Source organism: Myxococcus sp. AB025B, assembly GCF_006518215.1.
Classification (GTDB): Bacteria; Myxococcota; Myxococcia; order Myxococcales; family Myxococcaceae; genus Myxococcus; species Myxococcus fulvus.
The window spans coordinates 72286-88920 of sequence record NZ_SRLW01000004.1 but is presented as its reverse complement, the minus strand read 5'-3'; the positions used below and the strand labels follow the sequence as shown (position 1 = coordinate 88920).

The window sequence follows — 16635 nt, the reverse complement described above, 5'->3', positions numbered from 1 at the left end:
GGAGGGTGCTTCTCGAATCCTGCTCGGCGGGGGCGCGTCCGCTCCTTCTGGATGCAGGCGGGCAGCACCTGGTCCTCGGTGTGCTGCTTCGCGCGGTAGTCGGACGGCGGCATGCCCACCAGTCGGGTGAAGCTCGCGCTGAACGAACCCAGGGAAGAGCAGCCCACCGCCATGCACACGTCGGTGACGCTCTGGTCCCCGCGCCGCAGGAGCGCCATGGCGCGCTCGATGCGGCGGGTCATCAGGTAGCCGTAGGGGCTCTCGCCGTATTCCTTCCGGAAGCGGCGCGAGAAGTGGGCGGGGGACATGGCGGCCGCCCGGGCCACCGACTCCACCGTGAGGGGACTGTCGAACTCCCGGTCCATCAGGTCTCGGGCGCGCCGCAGCCGCGCGAGCTCCGCGAGCTCGCACGCCAGGTCATCTGGGGTGGCCATGGCGCCGGAGGCTACGTCGCGAGCCGGGCATCCCGAAGCCAAAACCCCCCGATGTCCTGACAAGGTCCTGTCATATTTCCAGTACATGCCTTGACGGTTATATGAATCCATGGGTATATATGCGGCATGGAATCCTCGTTCGGAATCATCGCGGAGCCCAACCGGAGGAGCATCCTCAGCCTGCTGGCCGCGTCGGAGTGCTCCGTCGGCGAAATCGAGCGGGAGCTGCGGATGTCCCAGCCCTCGGTGTCCAAGCACCTGCGGGTGCTGCGCGAGGCGGGCTTCGTGGAGTCCCGGGTCGAGGCCCAGCGACGTGTCTACCGGCTGCGGCCCGAGCCGCTCATGGAGGTCGACGAGTGGCTTGCGCCCTTCCGTCGCTTCTGGACGGCCCATGTCGACGCGCTCGAGCGCCATCTGGACCGGATGGAGCAGACCTCCAGCAAAGGAAAGAAGCGATGACTCACCGTGCGAAGTACACCCCCGGCCGCGCGGCCGGGGCCCACATCAAGAAGGACGCGGAGCGCTGGACGCTCGTCCTCGTGCGTGACCTGCGCCACCCGCCCGTGAAGGTCTGGGAGGCGCTCACGGACCCCGAGCAGCTGCGGGAGTGGGCGCCGTTCGACTCGGACCGGAACCTGGGCGCGGTGGGCTCCGCGATGCTCACCACGGTGGGCGCGCCCAAGCCGCTCGTCGCCGAGACGCAGGTGAAGCGGGCCGAGGCGCCGAAGCTGCTCGAGTACAGCTGGGGCGGGAACGATGTCCGCTGGGAGCTGGAGCCGCGCGAGAGCGGCGGCACGCGGCTGACGCTCTGGCACAACATCCACCAGGGCTTCATCGCGATGGGCGCGGCGGGCTGGCACATCTGCTTCGACGTGTTGGATGGACTCCTGGCGGGCGAGCCGCTGGGGCGCCTGGTCGGCCCGGAGGCGATGCGGTTCGAGGGCTGGCAGCGGCTGCATGCCGAGTACGCCGAGCAGTTCGGCGTCGTGACCCCTGGACACACTTCTTCCCCGAGGAACTGAAGATGACGCGCTCGAAGAGAATCACCATCGGCTTCTGGGTTGTCACCGCGCTGTTCTGCTTGCAGATCGGCTTCACCGCCTACGCGCAGCTGAGCCTGCCGCAGGTGGCGGCGGCGTTCACCCACCTGGGCTTCCCCGACTACTTCCGGGAGGAGCTGTCGTGGGCGAAGTTCCTCGGGGTGGTGCTGCTGCTCGCGCCCGTGCCGGCGCGGCTGAAGGAGTGGGCCTACGCGGGGTTCGCCATCAACCTGGCCTCCGCGTTCATCGCACACCGCGCGGTGGGGGACGGCCCCGAGGCGTGGGGTTGGGTGGTGGGGACCAGCGTGCTCTGGGGGCTGTCGTACTTCTTCTGGCGTCGCCTGCAGGTGGCTCCGGTTCCGGCCGCGGCGCCGGTGCTGGCCGGAGGTCACTCGTGAAGAAGGGGGAGGGGCAGGCGAGCGGGGAGGCCGCGTCGAGGCTCATCGACCAGCGCATCCTCGACCTGGGGGACTGGCGGGGAGAGGCCCTGGCCCGGATGCGGAAGCTGATCCTGGAGGCCGTCCCGGAGATGACCGAGGAGTGGAAGTGGGGCACGCCGGTGTGGTCCCACAATGGGATTGTCACGACGGGGGAGGCGTACACGAAGGTCGCGAAGCTCACCTTCATCAAGGGCGCCCGCGTCCCCGACCCGACGGGCATCTTCAACTCCAGCCTGGAGGGCAACGCGCGCCGGGCCATCGACATCCGTGAGGGGGAGAAGGTCGACGCGAGTGCGTTCAAGGCGCTGGTGAAGGCGGCCGCGGCCCTGAACAGTGCGCCGAAGAAGAAGGCCACGCCGGTGGCGAAGAAGGCGGTGGCGGCGAAGAAGGCCCCGGCGGCGCGGAAGCAGAGCGCCGTGAAGAAGGCCGCGAAGCCGAGCGGTGCGAAGGCGAAGAAGCGATAGGGTTCGGGGCGTGATGGCGCCCCACCCCCGTCATCCAGGAGTGCGCGACATGGTTGGCAAGACGGCCGCGAAGGCCGCGGCGAAGAAGGCCACTGCGAAGAAGGCCACGGCGAAGAAGGCCACGGCGAAGAAGCCCCAGGCCAAGAAGACCGCCGAGAAGAAGACCACGGCGAAGAAGCCAGCGGCGAAGAAGGCCACGGAGCGCAAGGCGACCTCGGCACCGGCCAAGGCGCCAGTCCTCCTCTCCGGAGGCAATCCGCAGATCGCGAAGGGGTACGGGGAGGCCCCCATCCAGGCCTACATCGCGGCCATGCCGGGCTGGAAGCGGGAGGTCGGCGCGCGACTCGACGCGCTCATCTCTCGCGCCGTCCCGGGAGTGTCCAAGGCGGTGAAGTGGAACTCGCCGATGTATGGCATCGAGGGCCAGGGGATGTTCCTCGGCATCCACTGCTTCGCGAAGTACATCAAGGTGGCCTTCTTCCGGGGCACGGCGCTGAAGCCCATGCCTCCGGGCGAGTCGAAGAGCCAGGACACCCGCTACCTCGACATCCGCGAGGACGACGCGCTCGACGAGGCCCGCTTCGTGTCCTGGGTGAAGCAGGCCAGCCAGCTCCCCGGCGAACGGATGTGAGCTGTCGCGGTGGTAGAGTCGCCTCCCATGAAGCGGCTCCTCCCCGTCTGCCTCATGGTCCTCGTGGGTTGTGCCACCACGAAAGCACGTCCCCCCGAGCACGCGGCGTTCATCCAGAACGACTACGCCGCGGCGCTCGCCCAGGCCCGGGCCGCGCGCAAGCCGCTCTTCATCGACTTCGGCGCGGTGTGGTGTCCGCCGTGCCGGACCATGGAGGCGCAGGTCTTCGCCGCGCCCGGCTTCATCGAGAAGTCGAAGGACTACGTCCTGCTCGCGGTGGATGTGGATGACCCCATCAACGAGCCGCTTCTCGAGCGCTTCCCGGTGGACAACCTGCCCACGCTGCTGGTGCTCGACTCCGAGACGGAGACGCCCGCGCTGCGCTGGATGGGCGGCGCCGGGCTGGAGGACGTGCTGGCGTTGCTCGACGATGCCCGGCGCGCATTGAGTGCCCAGGTGTCGGGGCCGGAATTGCTGCTGCTCGAAGGAGACCGCGCCCATGCCAGGCGGGAGCACGAACTGGCGGCGCGCAAGTACCAGGAGGCGGTGGCGAAAGGCTCCAAGCAGTGGAGCCGTCGTGCGAGGGCCGTGGAGTCCGCGCTCAACGCGCTGTGGAACGCCGAGGCCTTCCAGGCGTGCGCGGAGTACGCGGTGAAAGAGGTCCCGAGTCTCGACGAAGCGCGCAGGGCGGGCGCGGCGAGCACCGCCTACGCCTGCGCGAGGTACGCGGACGAGCCCAAGCCCTGGGCCGCGCCGGCCATGAAGGCGCTGGAGGTCTACTTCGAGAAGGCCTTCGAGCAGCTGCGCGAGCGCGACGCGAAGGGGCAGACGTGGCTCTACGGCTCCATGGCGGACCTGCTCGAGGAGCGCGGCGACAAGGAAGGGGCCCGGAAGCTGTCCGAGGAGTACTACGCGAAGGTGCTCGCGTATCGCGCCGAGGAGACCACGGCGCGGGGGCGGGCGGCGTGGGACCCTCCGCTCTACAGCGCCGCGGAGTCGAGCGGGCACCTGGCGGACACCCTCGCGCTCTTCGTCCAGACGGAGCGCGAGCTGCCCGACGACTTCTCCGCCAGCGCGCGGGTGGCCGCGAACCTCCGGGAGCTCGGTCGCTACGACGAGGCGCTCGCCGCGACGGACCGCGCGCTGAAGCGGGCGCAGGGAGGGCGACGGCTGGCGGTATGGCTGAGCCGGGCGCGGACGCTGGAGCGGGCTGGCCGCAAGGACGAGGCGCGCGAGGACCTGGAGACGGCGCTCGCGGAAGCGGAGCGGCTGCCCAGGATGCAGCGGGAGTTCTCCCAGTACGCGGTGGACGCGGTGAAGGCCGCGCTGTCCGCGCTCGACGCCGGGAAGTAGTGCCCCGCGCACTCGCGAGGCGTTCCAGCTCGGCATGGCTTGTATCGATGAGGCCGGCTGTCGCGGCCTTCCGTGTCGACGCTCGAGGTTGGCAAGGAGCGCCCCTTTGTCCGCGGGCGCTCCCATGGGGCACGACGTGTATGGATGTGAGCGCCCGTCGCGGCCTTTTGTGTCCGCGCTCGACGCAAGGAAGTCGCCCCCGTGCGCCGCCGGTCCGGGCGCGCCACGTCGATGCAGGGTGTGCCGGCATGTCATGGCCGTCTTCTCGAGACGTAGGGCCACGGACGCTGGTGATGTTTGTAGGGGCGAGTCACACGCACTTCTGAACAGCGCCCTGACGAGGGACGCCCACGCCGACCCGAGACATGCTCGCGGGTCGGCGCGGATGCCTGGAACTCAGCGGACCTCGAACTCGTAGATGCGTGCCGCCGGCGAGAAGTCCTGGGTGGGCAGCGTCACATGGAGCCGGATGTAGCGCGCGGACGTGGCGGTGATGGGGTGGGTGGAGACGTTGGCGGTGTTGGCGCTCACCGTGACGACGGTGTTCCACGTCGTCCCATTGGTCGAAGTCTGGATGGTGAACGCCTGGGTGTTCCAGGTCGCCGTCTCACCGCCTGCCCCCGCGTGCTTCACGGTGAAGCTGCTGACCGTCTGGGCCGAGCCCAGGTCGACATCCATCCACGCCGGTGACGTCAGTGAGCAGAACTTGTCGGTGGTTCCACCCGAGACACTCCCGTTGACGGCCTTGGCCGCCGTCTCGTTGCTGTTGCAGGGCGTGGTGCTGCTGGTGGGCTTGTTCAGCGCCAGGTTGATGAAGCCCGTGCCCACGGAGACCGTCTGGGTCCTGCTGTGGCTCGCCCCACCGTTGTCCGTGACCGTCAGCGTGACGTTGTAGTTGCCGCCACTCGCATACGTGCGCGCGGGGTTCGTCGCCGTGGACGTGGTGCCGTCGCCGAAGCTCCAGCTGCGCGAGACGATGCTGCCATCGGCGTCCGTGGACGCGTCGCTGAACGTCGCCGTGAGCCCGCTGAGGGTGACGCCGAAGTTCGCCACCGGAGGCGTGTTGCCGCTGACCGCGGTGTTGATGGCCGCCGCGTACTGCGCGCTCGTCCCTTGCGCCGAGCACCGCTGGATGTCGTCATACAGCCACATGAAGCCGCCCGGGATGCCGGCATTGGCCTTCCATTGGGTCATCTTGGTCTGCACCGAAGCCGGGCTGTCACCCGACGCGCAGTTGGTGCCGTGCCGCGACCACAGGCCCGGGGACACCGTCATCCCCATGGCCGTGTTCCAGCTCGCCGGGTTGTTGCCCGCGCCGCCGTCGTAGACCTGGAGATAGATGCGGTCCACCGCGCTCCCCAGGTTGTTCCGGAGGTTGCGCCAGAATGTCTGCTGCGTGTACGGCACGAAGGCGATCTTGTAGCCCAGGCCGATCAGCATCTGCCCGAAGGTCGTCGTCGGAGCGAGGTCATACGCGCTCTCGTCGTCGAAGTTCACCGCGTCCGCGCCGGTGATGGTCTTCAGCACCTGGAAGTTGCGGTACAGGATGCTGTTGCTCCCGGTGCCGCAGACCAGCGTGGTGCCGCAGCCGGCGGCGGTGCCGTTGACCAGCCTCGCCATGCGCTCGAAGTCCGGGACGCTCCAGGCGCCGATGGACACCTCGATGCGATTGACCGACGTGGGCGCCCGCTTGAGCGTGGCCAGCCGCGTGGGCCACGCCGCGTCGCCGATGTACGCGCCATTCCGGACCACGGGGATGTCGTTGTAGACGAGGTCCCCGTTGTCCTCGATGTGGAAGCTCCACAGAATCACCGTGGTGAACCCCGACGCGCGCAGGTCATCCATCACCGCGGTGCCCCCGGAGTAGAAAGGTCCTCCACCATAGACAGCCGAGTGGGCCTGGGCGGCGGGGGCGTTGAGGGCAAGCCACAGCATGGCGAGGGTGGACAGCAATCTGCTGGCGACAGTCGATTCCGGCATGGAACGCTCCTCGGCGGGAAATGACACAGCGAACGGTGATGCGCGGTGGAGGGCGCGAGTCATTGCGCTCACGCCGCTCCGCACGTGCACCGGGCGCCAGCCTAGACGACAAGGCCCTCTTGGACGCAGTGATTGCGTCACGCCAATCCCGAGAGGAATTCAAGGCAGACAGGAACCTTTGAATGTCGTTACATGCCGCCCGGGCGGCGACGGTCGACTCACACCTCGAACTCCTTCTGCGCGGCGAGCGTCACGACGCGGCTGGGCGGAGGCAGGTCGATGCGCTGGTCGCGCATGTGTTCCAGCCAGCCATCAATGTCCAGAAGCCACCACTCCTCGATGGTCAGTGCGTAGAACCGACGCGGCCCCTTGTCGGTGAATTCCTCTGGCGGGAGCAGCCACTTCTGCCGAACGGTGTCGTCTGGAAAGTTCCGCCGGTAGTAGTAGTCGCGATACGACTCGAGTTCTTGGCCCTCGACCGCATGGCAGCGCCCCACGAGCTGTACGCCATCCAGGCCCAGGGGAGACAGCGTCTCCAGGTCGGTGCGGAAGATGGAGCCCGAGACTTGCTCTTGTCGTTCGATGTTGCGCGAGTGCCGGGCGTCCTTCATCGAATACCAGATGAGGCGGACCTGGTCGCTGATGTGAGGCACGTAGTTGACGGTGGATGCCCAAGCGGCGCCACTGGGCGCCGACGTGGCGAGTGTGACGAAGCGCCCCGTTCGCAGGAGCAACTCCAATCGCTGGAGGAGTGGACGGTGGAGTGTGGCCATTCTGTTCTCCTGGGTTGCTTGTGCTGCGTGGGACTGTTGATCCGATCTTCAAGGATATTGATGGTTCGTGGGAAGTCTCGATTTTGGAAGGGGCGAGATGCGATGGATGGCGCTGCCCGCAGTCGAGCCCGCAGCGCGGGATGTTGTTGAGGAGGTTGTACAGCGGTCGTGACATGGCGGTCGCAGGCGTCGTGCTTGTGTTGTATTCAGTGGGTTGATGGTGTAGATGATTATCTGGTTCGAGTCCGGTTGTTGTGGGGTTGGGGGCGGGCTGTCGTCCGCGCGGCGATAGTCGTTCGTCAAGGGCCGTCTGTTGGGAGAGGGAGATGGCGATGCGTGCGATTGTGAAGGCTGAGCCGGGACCTGGGCTCAGTTGGCAGTCGGTCGAGGATCCCCAGCCGTCAGGTGATGACGTGGTTGTTCGTATTCGGCGGACGGGTATCTGTGGCACGGACCTCCATATCTGGAGCTGGGACGACTGGGCCCGCAATCACATCCCCGTTCCCCTGGTGATAGGGCACGAGTTTTGCGGCGAGATTGTCGAGTTGGGAAGGAACGTTCGCCATCTCCATCGAGGACAGCGAGTGTCGGGCGAGGGGCATCTCTTCGACTTCCATGGCGCCGAGACCCCGCTCAGCCAGATTCATCTGGCCCAGGGCATCTCGTGCCTGGGAATTAATCGGAACGGTGCATTCGCGGAGTATCTGGTCCTTCCCGCGGTCAACGCGGTTGCGTTGCCTGACGCGGTGGACGATGAACTTGGGGCCATCCTGGATCCCCTGGGGAATGCCGTGCATGCCGCGCTCGCCTTTCCTCTCGTGGGGGAGAATGTGCTCATCGCGGGAGCGGGTCCGATTGGAATCATGGCTGCGGCCATCGTCCGGCACATCGGTGGAGGGCGCATCGTGCTCACGGATGTGGTCCAGGAGCGCCTGGACCTCGCGGCTCGCTTGGTGCCGGACCTCATGACGGTCAATGTCGCGAGGAACGACCTCCATGAGGTTCTCGAGGGGCTGGGACCTCATCAAGGCTTCCGGGTCGGAATGGAGATGAGTGGGAGTGCGTCCGCCCTGAACCAGATGATCGACGTCCTGGCGCCGGGAGGTGGTCTGGCCTGTCTGGGGCTGAGCCCCGCGCCGGTTTCCCTCCAGTGGTCCAGGGTGGTGACGAAGGGGCTGGTGCTCAAGGGGATTTATGGACGGGAGATCTTCGAGACGTGGCGGAAGATGCTGAGCCTCCTGGAGTCAGGACTGAAGGTCGGGGGCGTCGTCACGCACCGTCTGGCTGCCGAGGAGTTCGCCGCGGCCTTCCAGGCCATGAGTGAGGGACGGACGGGCAAGGTGTTATTGGATTGGGGGGCTCGCTCATGGACTTCCGTGTCCTGACCCGTTTCTCGGAGCTCGATCCGGCGGAGTATGGGGCCCTGCTGAAGTCCGGTCGGGCGCCGGTGTTCTACGACCCTCGGCTCATGCTCGCGGCTGAGCAGACGCCGCTGCTGCCCCCGGAGCGCGTTTTCTACATCGTCGCGCGGGATGCAGGAGGGCTCCAGGCCTTCCTTCCCTGCTATCTCCTGTCCGCGCAGCAGATAGACCCCTTCGGGCTCCTGAAGAGGACCGCCTCGGTGGACCTCTACGAGGAAGGCCGAGGTCTGTTCAGCCATATCGCGCATTGCTATGAGTCCGTGCTGCTGGTCCGGGCCGGCCGCCAGGACCTCCTGGCTCCCATGCTCGCGCGATTCCGCGACCTGGCCCTGGAGCTGCGGGTGAAGCGCCATGGATTGGTCAACGTGACGGACCCAGTCTTGATGGAAGTGGCCGCGTCGAACGGCTACTGCGTCAACTACATGTTGGACCGCTACTCCATGTCGTTGGAGGCGGCGCGTCCGTTCGACGACTACCTCCTCGGTTTGCCAAGAGAGGGGCGACAGGAACTGAGACGTCAGCTGAAGAAGTTCCTGGCGAGCGACGCCCGCGTCTCCGTCGTGAGACCGGACCAGGAGGGCCTGGAGGCATTGACGCCGCTGGTCCAGGAGACGACGGCCCGACATGGGACGCCATTCTATTTCCCACGAAGTGCGTTGCTGGAATTCGTCCGACAGTGTGGAGCGCTTGTCTGGTTGGTCAAGGTCGAGCACCTGCGGAAGTGGCTGGGTGGTTTCATCTGCCTCGAGGAAGAGTCGACATTGCACATCTGGTCCGGGGGCTTCACCTATGATGCGGTGGATTTCAGCCCCTACACCATTGCCTTTGCAGAAGTCTATCGCCATGCGGTGAGCAGGGGGTTTCGCCGAATCGAGATTGGACGGCTCAATGCGCGTATCAAGGAGCGCATGGGCTACCTCCCGGTTCCCATGTACTCCATCATCAGTCGGGCCTGACAGCGGTGCCCGGCCGCACGGGCTCGCATGGTCACAGTGGATGAACCCGCCCTCCATGTCGTGCTGGGGACAGCATGCTTGGCATCGGGACGGCAGTTTCGAGGCGTGAACAGTGCGGGCAGCTATCATTCATCGAGAAGCGCCAGCGTCGCCTGTGGAGGCGCTGCCTCCCGGTCCGGGTGACGGCGGTCATCCTGTCAGTTCTGACAGGTGTCCCGTTTGTGGTGTCTGATTTTAACTCAGGGAACCTGTCGAAGAGGAGATCATCCATGCCCGCCACCGCCGCAGAGAGCCAGTTCGAAGAGTTGGGAGCCCTCTATGAAGACGTCGCCGACTGGCCTTTCCGCAGGGACATCGAGTTGCCCGCGGTGCTCCATTCACTGGGCGACCTGGCGCAGAGCGACGTGCTCGACTTTGGCTGCGGCGCTGGCTTGTACTCCAGGTTGCTCGCCGAGCGAGGCGCACGCCGGGTGGTCGGCTATGACAAGTCCGAGGGCATGCTGCGCGACGCCCGCCAGCGGGAGGCGAAGGAGCAGCGGGGCATCGAGTACGTGTCTCAACTCTCGCCCGCGTTGGCACATCAATTCGATGTGGTGCTGTCCGTGTATGTCCTTCCCTACGTCGCGACACGGGACGAGCTGCGCCAGATGTGCGCCAGCATGGCGCGCATGCTTCGCCCCGGGGGGCGCCTGTTCGCTCTGCCATTGCATCCCGACTACGACCCCCAGCCTGATTACTATGCCGCGTATGGCTTTCGTCTGGTCTCGGACTCGCCCCATGTGGAAGGCAGCCCGGTACGGCTGGAGTTGCGAGCCCGAGGCGTGGAAGCCGATGTCACCGCCTATTACTGGTCGCGGGACGCGCTCGAGGACGCCCTGCGAAGCTCGGGCTTCGGGCCCGTGAACTGGAGCAACCCCCGTCCTCCAGGGCTCGCCAGCATTGAGGACGCCCCTCTGGTTCAACAGGCCTATCTGCGCAGGCCTCATGCCGTGATGCTCGACTGCCGACTGGCGCGGGCCCCCGGAAGGCACACCGAGTGACCGCGGTGAGCCGTCGTCCGGAGCCGCATGGCAGCGGTCGATGAACCCGCCTTCCGCCTCGTGCTGGGGGACAGTGCCAGGATGGGTGGCCTTGAGGCGCGGACAGTGTGGGCCGCCAGCTTGTGGAGCAATACCTCCACCTTGCTCCAGCACAGGTCGATGCGGTTCGAGCACCCGCGGAAGCGGTTGGGCGGTTCCAGCTGCCTCCTGGGGGCGTCAATCCTTCACGTCTGGTCCGCGGGCTTCACCCATGATGCGGTGGACTTCCGCCCCCATGCCATTGCTCGTGCGGAGGCCTATCGTCATGCGATGAGCAAGGGGCTCCGGCGAATCGAGATCGGACGGCTCAATACAGGAAGCAATGAACTCATGGGCTACCACCCACTCCCCCCTGTACTCCGTCCTCAATTGAGTCTGACAACTCCCGCGAGCCTTCCACGGAAGGGGGAACGCCTCACTCCAGCCGGACGCTTCCCTGTTGGCGATACCCCTCGGGCCCTGGTAGGGTTCCCAGCGGGGCGGCTTTGGGTGTGCTTCCTTCTCACTCCTATGAGGTAGTTCATCCGCTCTCCGCCCCGCCTTTCCCCTCTCTCAGGGAGTCACCATGGGCGCCCCTTCGCTCGAACTCACGGGCGATTCCGCCGCGTTGCTGCTCTGGACCACGGGGCTCGTCTTTCCTCCCACGGGCCTGTCCGCTGGCGGTGACACGAAGGCACGAGAGGAGGCCCTGGTCGCGCTGGATGCGGACCTGGCGGGTGTCGGCTACGTGCTCGCGGGGGCCCTCCGGGACGCGCTGCTCGCGCTCCCCGACGAGACCCTGGCCGCGTCCGGCCGCTTCCTCTACGAGAACTGCGCGGCGACGGTGGGCAAGGACCGCCCCTTCGTCCCGCTGTTCCGCGCCTTCCCCCACAGCGTCCCGCGCGACACGCAGGCGCTGTTCGTCCAGCGCGTGCTGTCGTGGCTGTACCAGAATCCCGAGCAGCCGTGCATCCACTGCGGCACCCTGGGCTCGGTGCGCGCGCTGTCGCCGTGCGCCCACCTCGTCTGTGAGAAGTGCTTCGACGGCAAGGACTACTCCGCCTGTCCCATCTGCCGTCGACGTCTGTCGCCGACGGACCCCTTCCTGCAGCCCAAGGAACTCAAGGGCGCTTCGCGGACCGTCTACTCCATCCGTCGGAGCCAGCTGACGCGGTTGTCCCTGGGCACGGACCCCGAGGCCACCGCGAGCGGACTGATGCGACGGCTGGCATCGCGGTCCACGGTGCTCAACCCTCGCGACCTGGAGATCCTCAAGCGACTCGTGTCCGCCTTCGGGCCCCGGGTGCTGGGCTGGCTGCCCCGGCGCATCCCGGTGAAGGAGACCCTGGCGCTCATCGTGGGGCACCTCCTCCGGGACCCCCGGACGGCGGGGGACGTGCTGGCCGGCGCCGCGGCGCACGTGAAGACCGCCACGGATGTGCTCCGCGTGCTGGTGGCCTGGGCGGGTGGCAACCCCGACCTCTCCGTCAAGGTGCCCTTGAAGAGCCCGCCGCGTCAGGTGCGGCGCGCCGTCCTCCAGATGATGGAGGGCTTCTCCCTGTTGAACGTCACCGAGGACGTCGGTCGCAACCCGGGCTTGTGGAAGGCCTTTGGCGGGCTGCTGCACGTCTTTGAGGAGTGGCGGCGTCATCCCAAGGTCTCGCTCGCGTTCGCCGTGCTGCGCGGGACGGTGCTCTCCGTGCAGACGCCGTTCGGTGCGACGCTGCTGGGCCTCGCCGGTGCACATCCCGAGTCCTTCCAGACGCGGGACGTCGAGGGCGGCGTCGTGGTGGAGTTCCGCTCCTGGACCTCGCGCGTCGAGGAGGCGCTGCGCGCGAGGGCGCTTCCGGGCGCGCTGACGCTGCTCCGGCAGCGGCCCGGTGAGCTGCTGCGCAGGTTGGACCATGTGAGCCGGCTCTCGGTGGCGCTCGCGGGCTCCGCGTCGCTGGCGCCGGAGCTGCTCGCGACGCTCGATGCCGTGCTGCCCCGGTCTCCGCCCGCGTTGCTGCTCGCCGCCTCGGCGCACCTGCGCAAGCGGCACCAGCCGTTCGCCCGGCGCATCTTCTTCCCGAAGGGTGAGGCCACCCACGCCTGGGGCATGGAGGACCGTCGTCCGTTGCTCCCCGGGGATGTGATTGGCCAGCTGGTGGCGCCGCTGGAGCGGGAGCTGCTGCGACGGGCGGAGGCCCTGCCGTCCTTCCCCCAGGCGCTCATCGACGAGGCGCTCGGAGACCTCCTGGTGCCGATGGCGGAGAAGACGGCCTCGAAGGCGTTGGTGGCGGTGCCTCGCGGCAGCCTGCTTCCGATTCCGGAGGGGAAGGTCCTGCGCTTCTTCGTCCACTGGACGGAGCCCCAGAACACGTACGTCGACCTGGACCTGTCGGTGGCGCTCTACGACAAGAACTGGTGGCTGGTGGACCGGTGTGACTACACGAACCTGCGGCTGGAGGATGACGCCGCGGTGCATTCGGGGGATGTCACGTCGGGCTCTCCGCCGCTGGGAGGCGCAGAGTTCCTGGACGTGCACATGGAGCGCCTGCTCGCCCAGGGTGTGCGCTACGCCATCCCCGTGGTCTTCTCCTTCAACAGCGTCTCGTTCGACCGGATGGAGGACGCGTTCGCGGGCTTCATGGTCCGGGACGAGGTGGAGGGGGAACACTTCGACGCGCGCACGGTGGAGCAGCGCTTCGACTTGCAGGGGAGCGCGCAGATTTCGGTGCCGCTCGTCATCGACCTCGTCGAGAAGCAGCTTCGCTGGGTGGACGTGAAGGTCCCTCCCGAGGACGGCTTCCAGAGCGTGGCCCGCTCCCGGGGGGGACTCGCGCACCTGGGCAAGGACACCCTGGCCTACTTCGGCACCGGCGCCCGGCCCACGCAGTGGGAGCTGGCGACCCTGCACGCCGCAGCGCGCAGCCGCACCGTGCACGTCCGGCGTCGGGATGGCTCCGTGTCCGTCCTGAAGCGGGCGGAGGACGAGGACACCGCTTCCTTCCTTCGCAGGCTGCGAGGCCTGGAGGCGGACTCCACCGCGCGGAGCTTCACGCCCGGCAAGGCGCCCACGTTCTTCGCGGGGCTGACGGATGTGCCCGCGCTCTCTCAGGGCAGCGAGGGGTATGCCCTGCGCTTCCTGCACACCTCCGCGGAGGAGGTCACCCGGCTGGGCGCGGGCGACCTGGTCTCCGTGCTGAAGAAGGCGTAGCGGCGCCGCCTCAGAAGGTCGGCAGGTCGTTGGCGAGATGGGATGACAATCCCCCGTCGACGACCAGCGTGGTGCCGTTGATGTAGCCCCCGGAGGGGCCCGCGACGAAGGCCACCAGTCGGGCCACCTCGTCGGGCGTGGCGAACCTCCCGGCGGGAATCCTGCGCAGCAACTCCTCGCGGAGCGCGGGCGGCGCCTTCGCCAGCATCTCCGTGTCGATGTAGCCGGGGCAGATGGCGTTGCAGGTGATGCCGTGCGCGCCCCACTCGGCGCCGATGGACCTGGAGTAGCCCACGAGCGCGTGCTTGGTGGCCGCGTAGGTGGAGGAGAGCGCCCCGCCGAAGAGGCCGAGGGAGGAGGCGATGTTGACGATTCTGCCGAACCTCGCCGCCTTCATGCGCGGCAGGGCCCAGCGGCAGAGCTGGTGGACGGCGTCCACATTCACCCCGAAGAGCTGCTCCCACTCGCTCCGCGAGACCTCGTCGGCGCGGTGGAAGGGCCCGCCGAAGCCCGCGTTGTTCACGAGGACTCCTGGCATTCCCACGGTGGACTCCAGCCTCGCGAGCGTCGCGTCCAGCGCGGCCTCGTTCGCCAGGTCGCACGCGAAGGACCACGCCTGGGCTCCCGAGGCGCGCAGCTTCGCTTCCTGTCGGGCCAGGGCCTCCTCGTCCCGCGCGAGGAGGACGACGCGCAGCCCCTGCCCGGCGAGCACCTCCGCGATGGCCGCGCCGATTCCCCGGCTGGCCCCTGTGACGAGCGCCAGGTCCGCGTTCGAGGGCGACGTCATCACAGGACTCCCTTCGAGGGGACCAGGCGCAGCTCGTCCACGCGGATGTGCAAGGGCTTGCGGGCAATCTCCCAGATGGACTCGGCCACGTCGTCCACGGACAGCATGTCGGCGGGGCTGAACTCCGGACGCGTCTTCCAGAAGGCCGTGTACACGGCTCCCAGCGACAGCAGCGTGGCCCGGATGGCGTGGTCCTTTCCCTCCGCGTTCAGCACGCCCGTGAGCCCCCGGAGGCCATGCTTGGAGGCGGCGTAGGCGCCATTCATGGGCAGGGTGAGGTGGTCGCTCACCGAGCCGATGTGGACGATGCGCCCTCCGCCATGCGCCTTCATCCGCTTGAACGCCTCGCGCGCGCACAGGAAGGCACCCGTCAGGTTCACGTCCAGGCTCTTCCGCCAGTCCGCGAGCGAGGTCTCCTCGATGGGCGTGAAGGCCCCGAAGCCCGAGCAGTTGACCAGCAGATGAAGGGGCCCGTTGGCGGACGCCTTGTCGAACAGCGACCTCACGGAGGCTTCATCGGTGACGTCCACCCGCATCGAGTCGGATGACTCCCGCGTCACGTCCTCCGAGGCGCAGATGACGTGCAGTCCCTCCGCCCGCAGCCTGTGGATGACAGCGGCGCCGATGTTGCCCGTTCCGCCGACGACGATTGCATTCCGAGCGCTCATGCCGTCAGGCATACAGGCGGTCGTGGTCCGAGACCAGGGCCTTGCGTGAGGGATTGTCCTGGCGCGCGCGGGCGCCGTCCGGGCGATTGGCGCGATCGGATTGGTCGCGCGCCAGGGGCGCATCCTCCAAATCAGCTCGATTGGTGGGCGGCGTGGCGGCACACCGGGCCTGAGCGCCTATCAGGCCGCGAAGTTCGCGGTCGCGGGCTTCAGCGAGGTGGTGATGAACGAGGTGGCGCCGCTCGGCATCCAGGTGACCATCGTCGAGCCGGGTGGCTTCGCCACGGACTGGGCGGGCGCGTCGATGACGATTCATCCCTCGAAGCCCGACTACCAGGCCACGGTGGGGGCGCTCAACGCGAGCGTGAGGGCCAACCCCGGCGCGGCGCGCGGTGCGCCCGAGAAGGCCGCGAAGGCGCTGCTGCGGCTCGCGGCGATGGACAAGCAGCCACGCCGGTTGCTCCTGGGGAGCGATGCCTACGCCCTCGCTGGCCTGACGCTGCGCGAGATGGGAGCGAGCGACGAGGCTCTACGGGAGCTCAGCGTCAGCACGGACGCGGAGGGGCTGCCGGACTTCGCTGACACGGAGGTGGGGCGGCGGATGCTGAAGCTTCACGGCACCTGAGCGGCGGCGTGCGTGAAGAAGGCGGGGACGGAGCGGCCCGAGCAGGTGTTCTCGCCGGGATGCCCGGGTCGGAAGTCCGTCCGTGCCCCCAGGCCGAGCCGCTGCCGCAGAAGGTCCAGCGGCTCCTCCATCAGGGACTCGAGGCGCGCGCCCAGCAGGGCGGTGGCGGCGACGCCGCGGACGAAGTCGTGGGCCTGGATGCGCCCTTCGTAGATGTCGCGCAGGTGCTTGTACTTGTCGCGGAGGATGTCCGGGTGCACGGAGGCCGCCGCCAGGAACAGGGCAAGCGCGGAGGGGGCGAGTCCGAACACGAACGACTGGACGGCGACCTCGTCCGCGTCCGAGGTCTCATAGGCGCCCAGGACGTGGAAGAAGTCGTGGCACTTGTTGAGCCGGTGGACGGCGTAGCGGGTGGGCGTCGCCTCCGGGTCGAGCTCGGCCTGGATGGGGAAGAAGTCCGGGGCCAGCCGGTAGTGCGCCATGTAGGCCGCGTAGCAGCGGCCGAACGAGCCTTCCGGCAGGGTGGAGAGGGCCTCGGGCTCGGGGAGGGCCGGGTCCCACAGCTCGGCGTGGAGCTCGCGGAACCCGGGCACTGACAGCAGCAGGGCATCACTGGCGGCGAGCAACTCGGGCTCGGTGAGGACGGGGATGACCTCCCCCAGCGTCACGCGCTGGTTCACCAGGTCGCGGGCCTGCTCGACGAGCCTGGTCGGCTCCGCCAGAGGCGCCTCGAATGACAGACGGTCCGCACGAGTGTGCATGCCTCCCCCACTTGCACACGATAAGCCATCCCCCAGCGCCTGTCA

17 protein-coding genes are annotated in these 16635 nt (G+C 67.9%); 11 read left to right on the top strand and 6 right to left on the bottom strand.

The annotated features are described in order from the left end of the window. The coding region (locus FL311_RS01505) for a helix-turn-helix transcriptional regulator (protein ID WP_141323006.1) at nt 1–434 on the bottom strand (434 nt) is incomplete at its 3' end. Nucleotides 435–560: 126 nt separating this feature from the next. Between FL311_RS01505 and FL311_RS01500 the strand changes: the two genes are divergently transcribed. The 6 genes from FL311_RS01500 to FL311_RS01475 are packed head-to-tail and all read left to right on the top strand — an operon-like array spanning nt 561 to nt 4362. Beyond that, complete coding sequence (locus tag FL311_RS01500; protein WP_046711976.1) at nt 561–893, top strand: helix-turn-helix transcriptional regulator; 333 nt, start codon at nt 561–563, stop codon at nt 891–893. Next, nucleotides 890–1456 (top strand): SRPBCC family protein, encoded by a 567-nt coding sequence (locus tag FL311_RS01495; RefSeq protein ID WP_141323005.1) that lies wholly within the window; start codon nt 890–892, stop codon nt 1454–1456. The genes FL311_RS01500 and FL311_RS01495 overlap by 4 nt, the downstream gene beginning before the upstream one ends. Before the next feature lie 2 nt (nt 1457–1458). Next, nucleotides 1459–1872, top strand: coding sequence for a DoxX family protein (locus tag FL311_RS01490; RefSeq protein WP_141323004.1), 414 nt, complete (start codon nt 1459–1461; stop codon nt 1870–1872). Beyond that, a complete protein-coding gene (locus FL311_RS01485; RefSeq protein ID WP_324289062.1) occupies nt 1869–2378 on the top strand; it encodes a DUF1801 domain-containing protein in 510 nt (169 codons plus the stop codon). The genes FL311_RS01490 and FL311_RS01485 overlap by 4 nt, the downstream gene beginning before the upstream one ends. Nucleotides 2379–2427: 49 nt before the next feature. Further along, nucleotides 2428–3009 carry a DUF1801 domain-containing protein gene (locus FL311_RS01480; RefSeq protein WP_141323003.1) on the top strand — a complete coding sequence of 194 codons (582 nt, stop codon included), beginning with the start codon at nt 2428–2430 and terminating at the stop codon, nt 3007–3009. A 27-nt stretch (nt 3010–3036) separates the two neighbouring features. After that, the gene (locus tag FL311_RS01475) at nt 3037–4362 is read left to right on the top strand and encodes a thioredoxin family protein (protein WP_141323002.1); all 1326 of its coding nucleotides are present in this window, start codon (nt 3037–3039) and stop codon (nt 4360–4362) included. A 396-nt stretch (nt 4363–4758) separates the two neighbouring features. Here FL311_RS01475 and FL311_RS01470 read toward each other — a convergent pair whose 3' ends face one another. Beyond that, on the bottom strand, nt 4759–6342 hold the full coding sequence (locus tag FL311_RS01470; RefSeq protein ID WP_141323001.1) for a PKD domain-containing protein: 1584 nt from the start codon (nt 6340–6342) through the stop codon (nt 4759–4761). 218 nt (nt 6343–6560) lie between these two features. Beyond that, nucleotides 6561–7115, bottom strand: a complete 555-nt coding sequence (locus FL311_RS01465) for a pyridoxamine 5'-phosphate oxidase family protein (RefSeq protein WP_141323000.1) — start codon at nt 7113–7115, stop codon at nt 6561–6563. A 326-nt stretch (nt 7116–7441) separates the two neighbouring features. Between FL311_RS01465 and tdh the strand changes: the two genes are divergently transcribed. From tdh to FL311_RS01445, 4 genes are all read left to right on the top strand, one after another. Continuing rightward, nucleotides 7442–8500 (top strand): L-threonine 3-dehydrogenase, encoded by a 1059-nt coding sequence (tdh, locus tag FL311_RS01460; protein WP_228556615.1) that lies wholly within the window; start codon nt 7442–7444, stop codon nt 8498–8500. Then, entirely contained in the window at nt 8482–9492 is a 1011-nt protein-coding gene (locus FL311_RS01455; protein ID WP_141322999.1) for a GNAT family N-acetyltransferase, read from the top strand. Before tdh ends, FL311_RS01455 begins: the two co-directional genes overlap by 19 nt. 269 nt (nt 9493–9761) lie before the next feature. Then, the gene (locus FL311_RS01450) at nt 9762–10532 is read left to right on the top strand and encodes a class I SAM-dependent methyltransferase (protein WP_141322998.1); all 771 of its coding nucleotides are present in this window, start codon (nt 9762–9764) and stop codon (nt 10530–10532) included. A gap of 604 nt (nt 10533–11136) precedes the next feature. Next, on the top strand, nt 11137–13749 hold the full coding sequence (locus FL311_RS01445) for an MXAN_6230/SCO0854 family RING domain-containing protein (protein WP_141322997.1): 2613 nt from the start codon (nt 11137–11139) through the stop codon (nt 13747–13749). Nucleotides 13750–13759: 10 nt separating this feature from the next. Here FL311_RS01445 and FL311_RS01440 read toward each other — a convergent pair whose 3' ends face one another. Both FL311_RS01440 and FL311_RS01435 read right to left on the bottom strand, forming a co-directional pair. After that, on the bottom strand, nt 13760–14536 hold the full coding sequence (locus FL311_RS01440; protein WP_141322996.1) for an SDR family NAD(P)-dependent oxidoreductase: 777 nt from the start codon (nt 14534–14536) through the stop codon (nt 13760–13762). Continuing rightward, the gene (locus FL311_RS01435; RefSeq protein ID WP_141322995.1) at nt 14536–15204 is read right to left on the bottom strand and encodes an SDR family oxidoreductase; all 669 of its coding nucleotides are present in this window, start codon (nt 15202–15204) and stop codon (nt 14536–14538) included. The genes FL311_RS01440 and FL311_RS01435 overlap by 1 nt, the downstream gene beginning before the upstream one ends. Nucleotides 15205–15304: 100 nt before the next feature. Between FL311_RS01435 and FL311_RS01430 the strand changes: the two genes are divergently transcribed. Continuing rightward, entirely contained in the window at nt 15305–15829 is a 525-nt protein-coding gene (locus tag FL311_RS01430; protein ID WP_228556614.1) for an SDR family NAD(P)-dependent oxidoreductase, read from the top strand. On the opposite strand, the gene FL311_RS01425 is transcribed toward FL311_RS01430, so the two are convergent. Next, a complete protein-coding gene (locus FL311_RS01425; protein ID WP_141322993.1) occupies nt 15817–16590 on the bottom strand; it encodes a Coq4 family protein in 774 nt (257 codons plus the stop codon). The two genes, FL311_RS01430 and FL311_RS01425, sit on opposite strands and share 13 nt — an antisense overlap. Nucleotides 16591–16635: the final 45 nt, after the last annotated feature.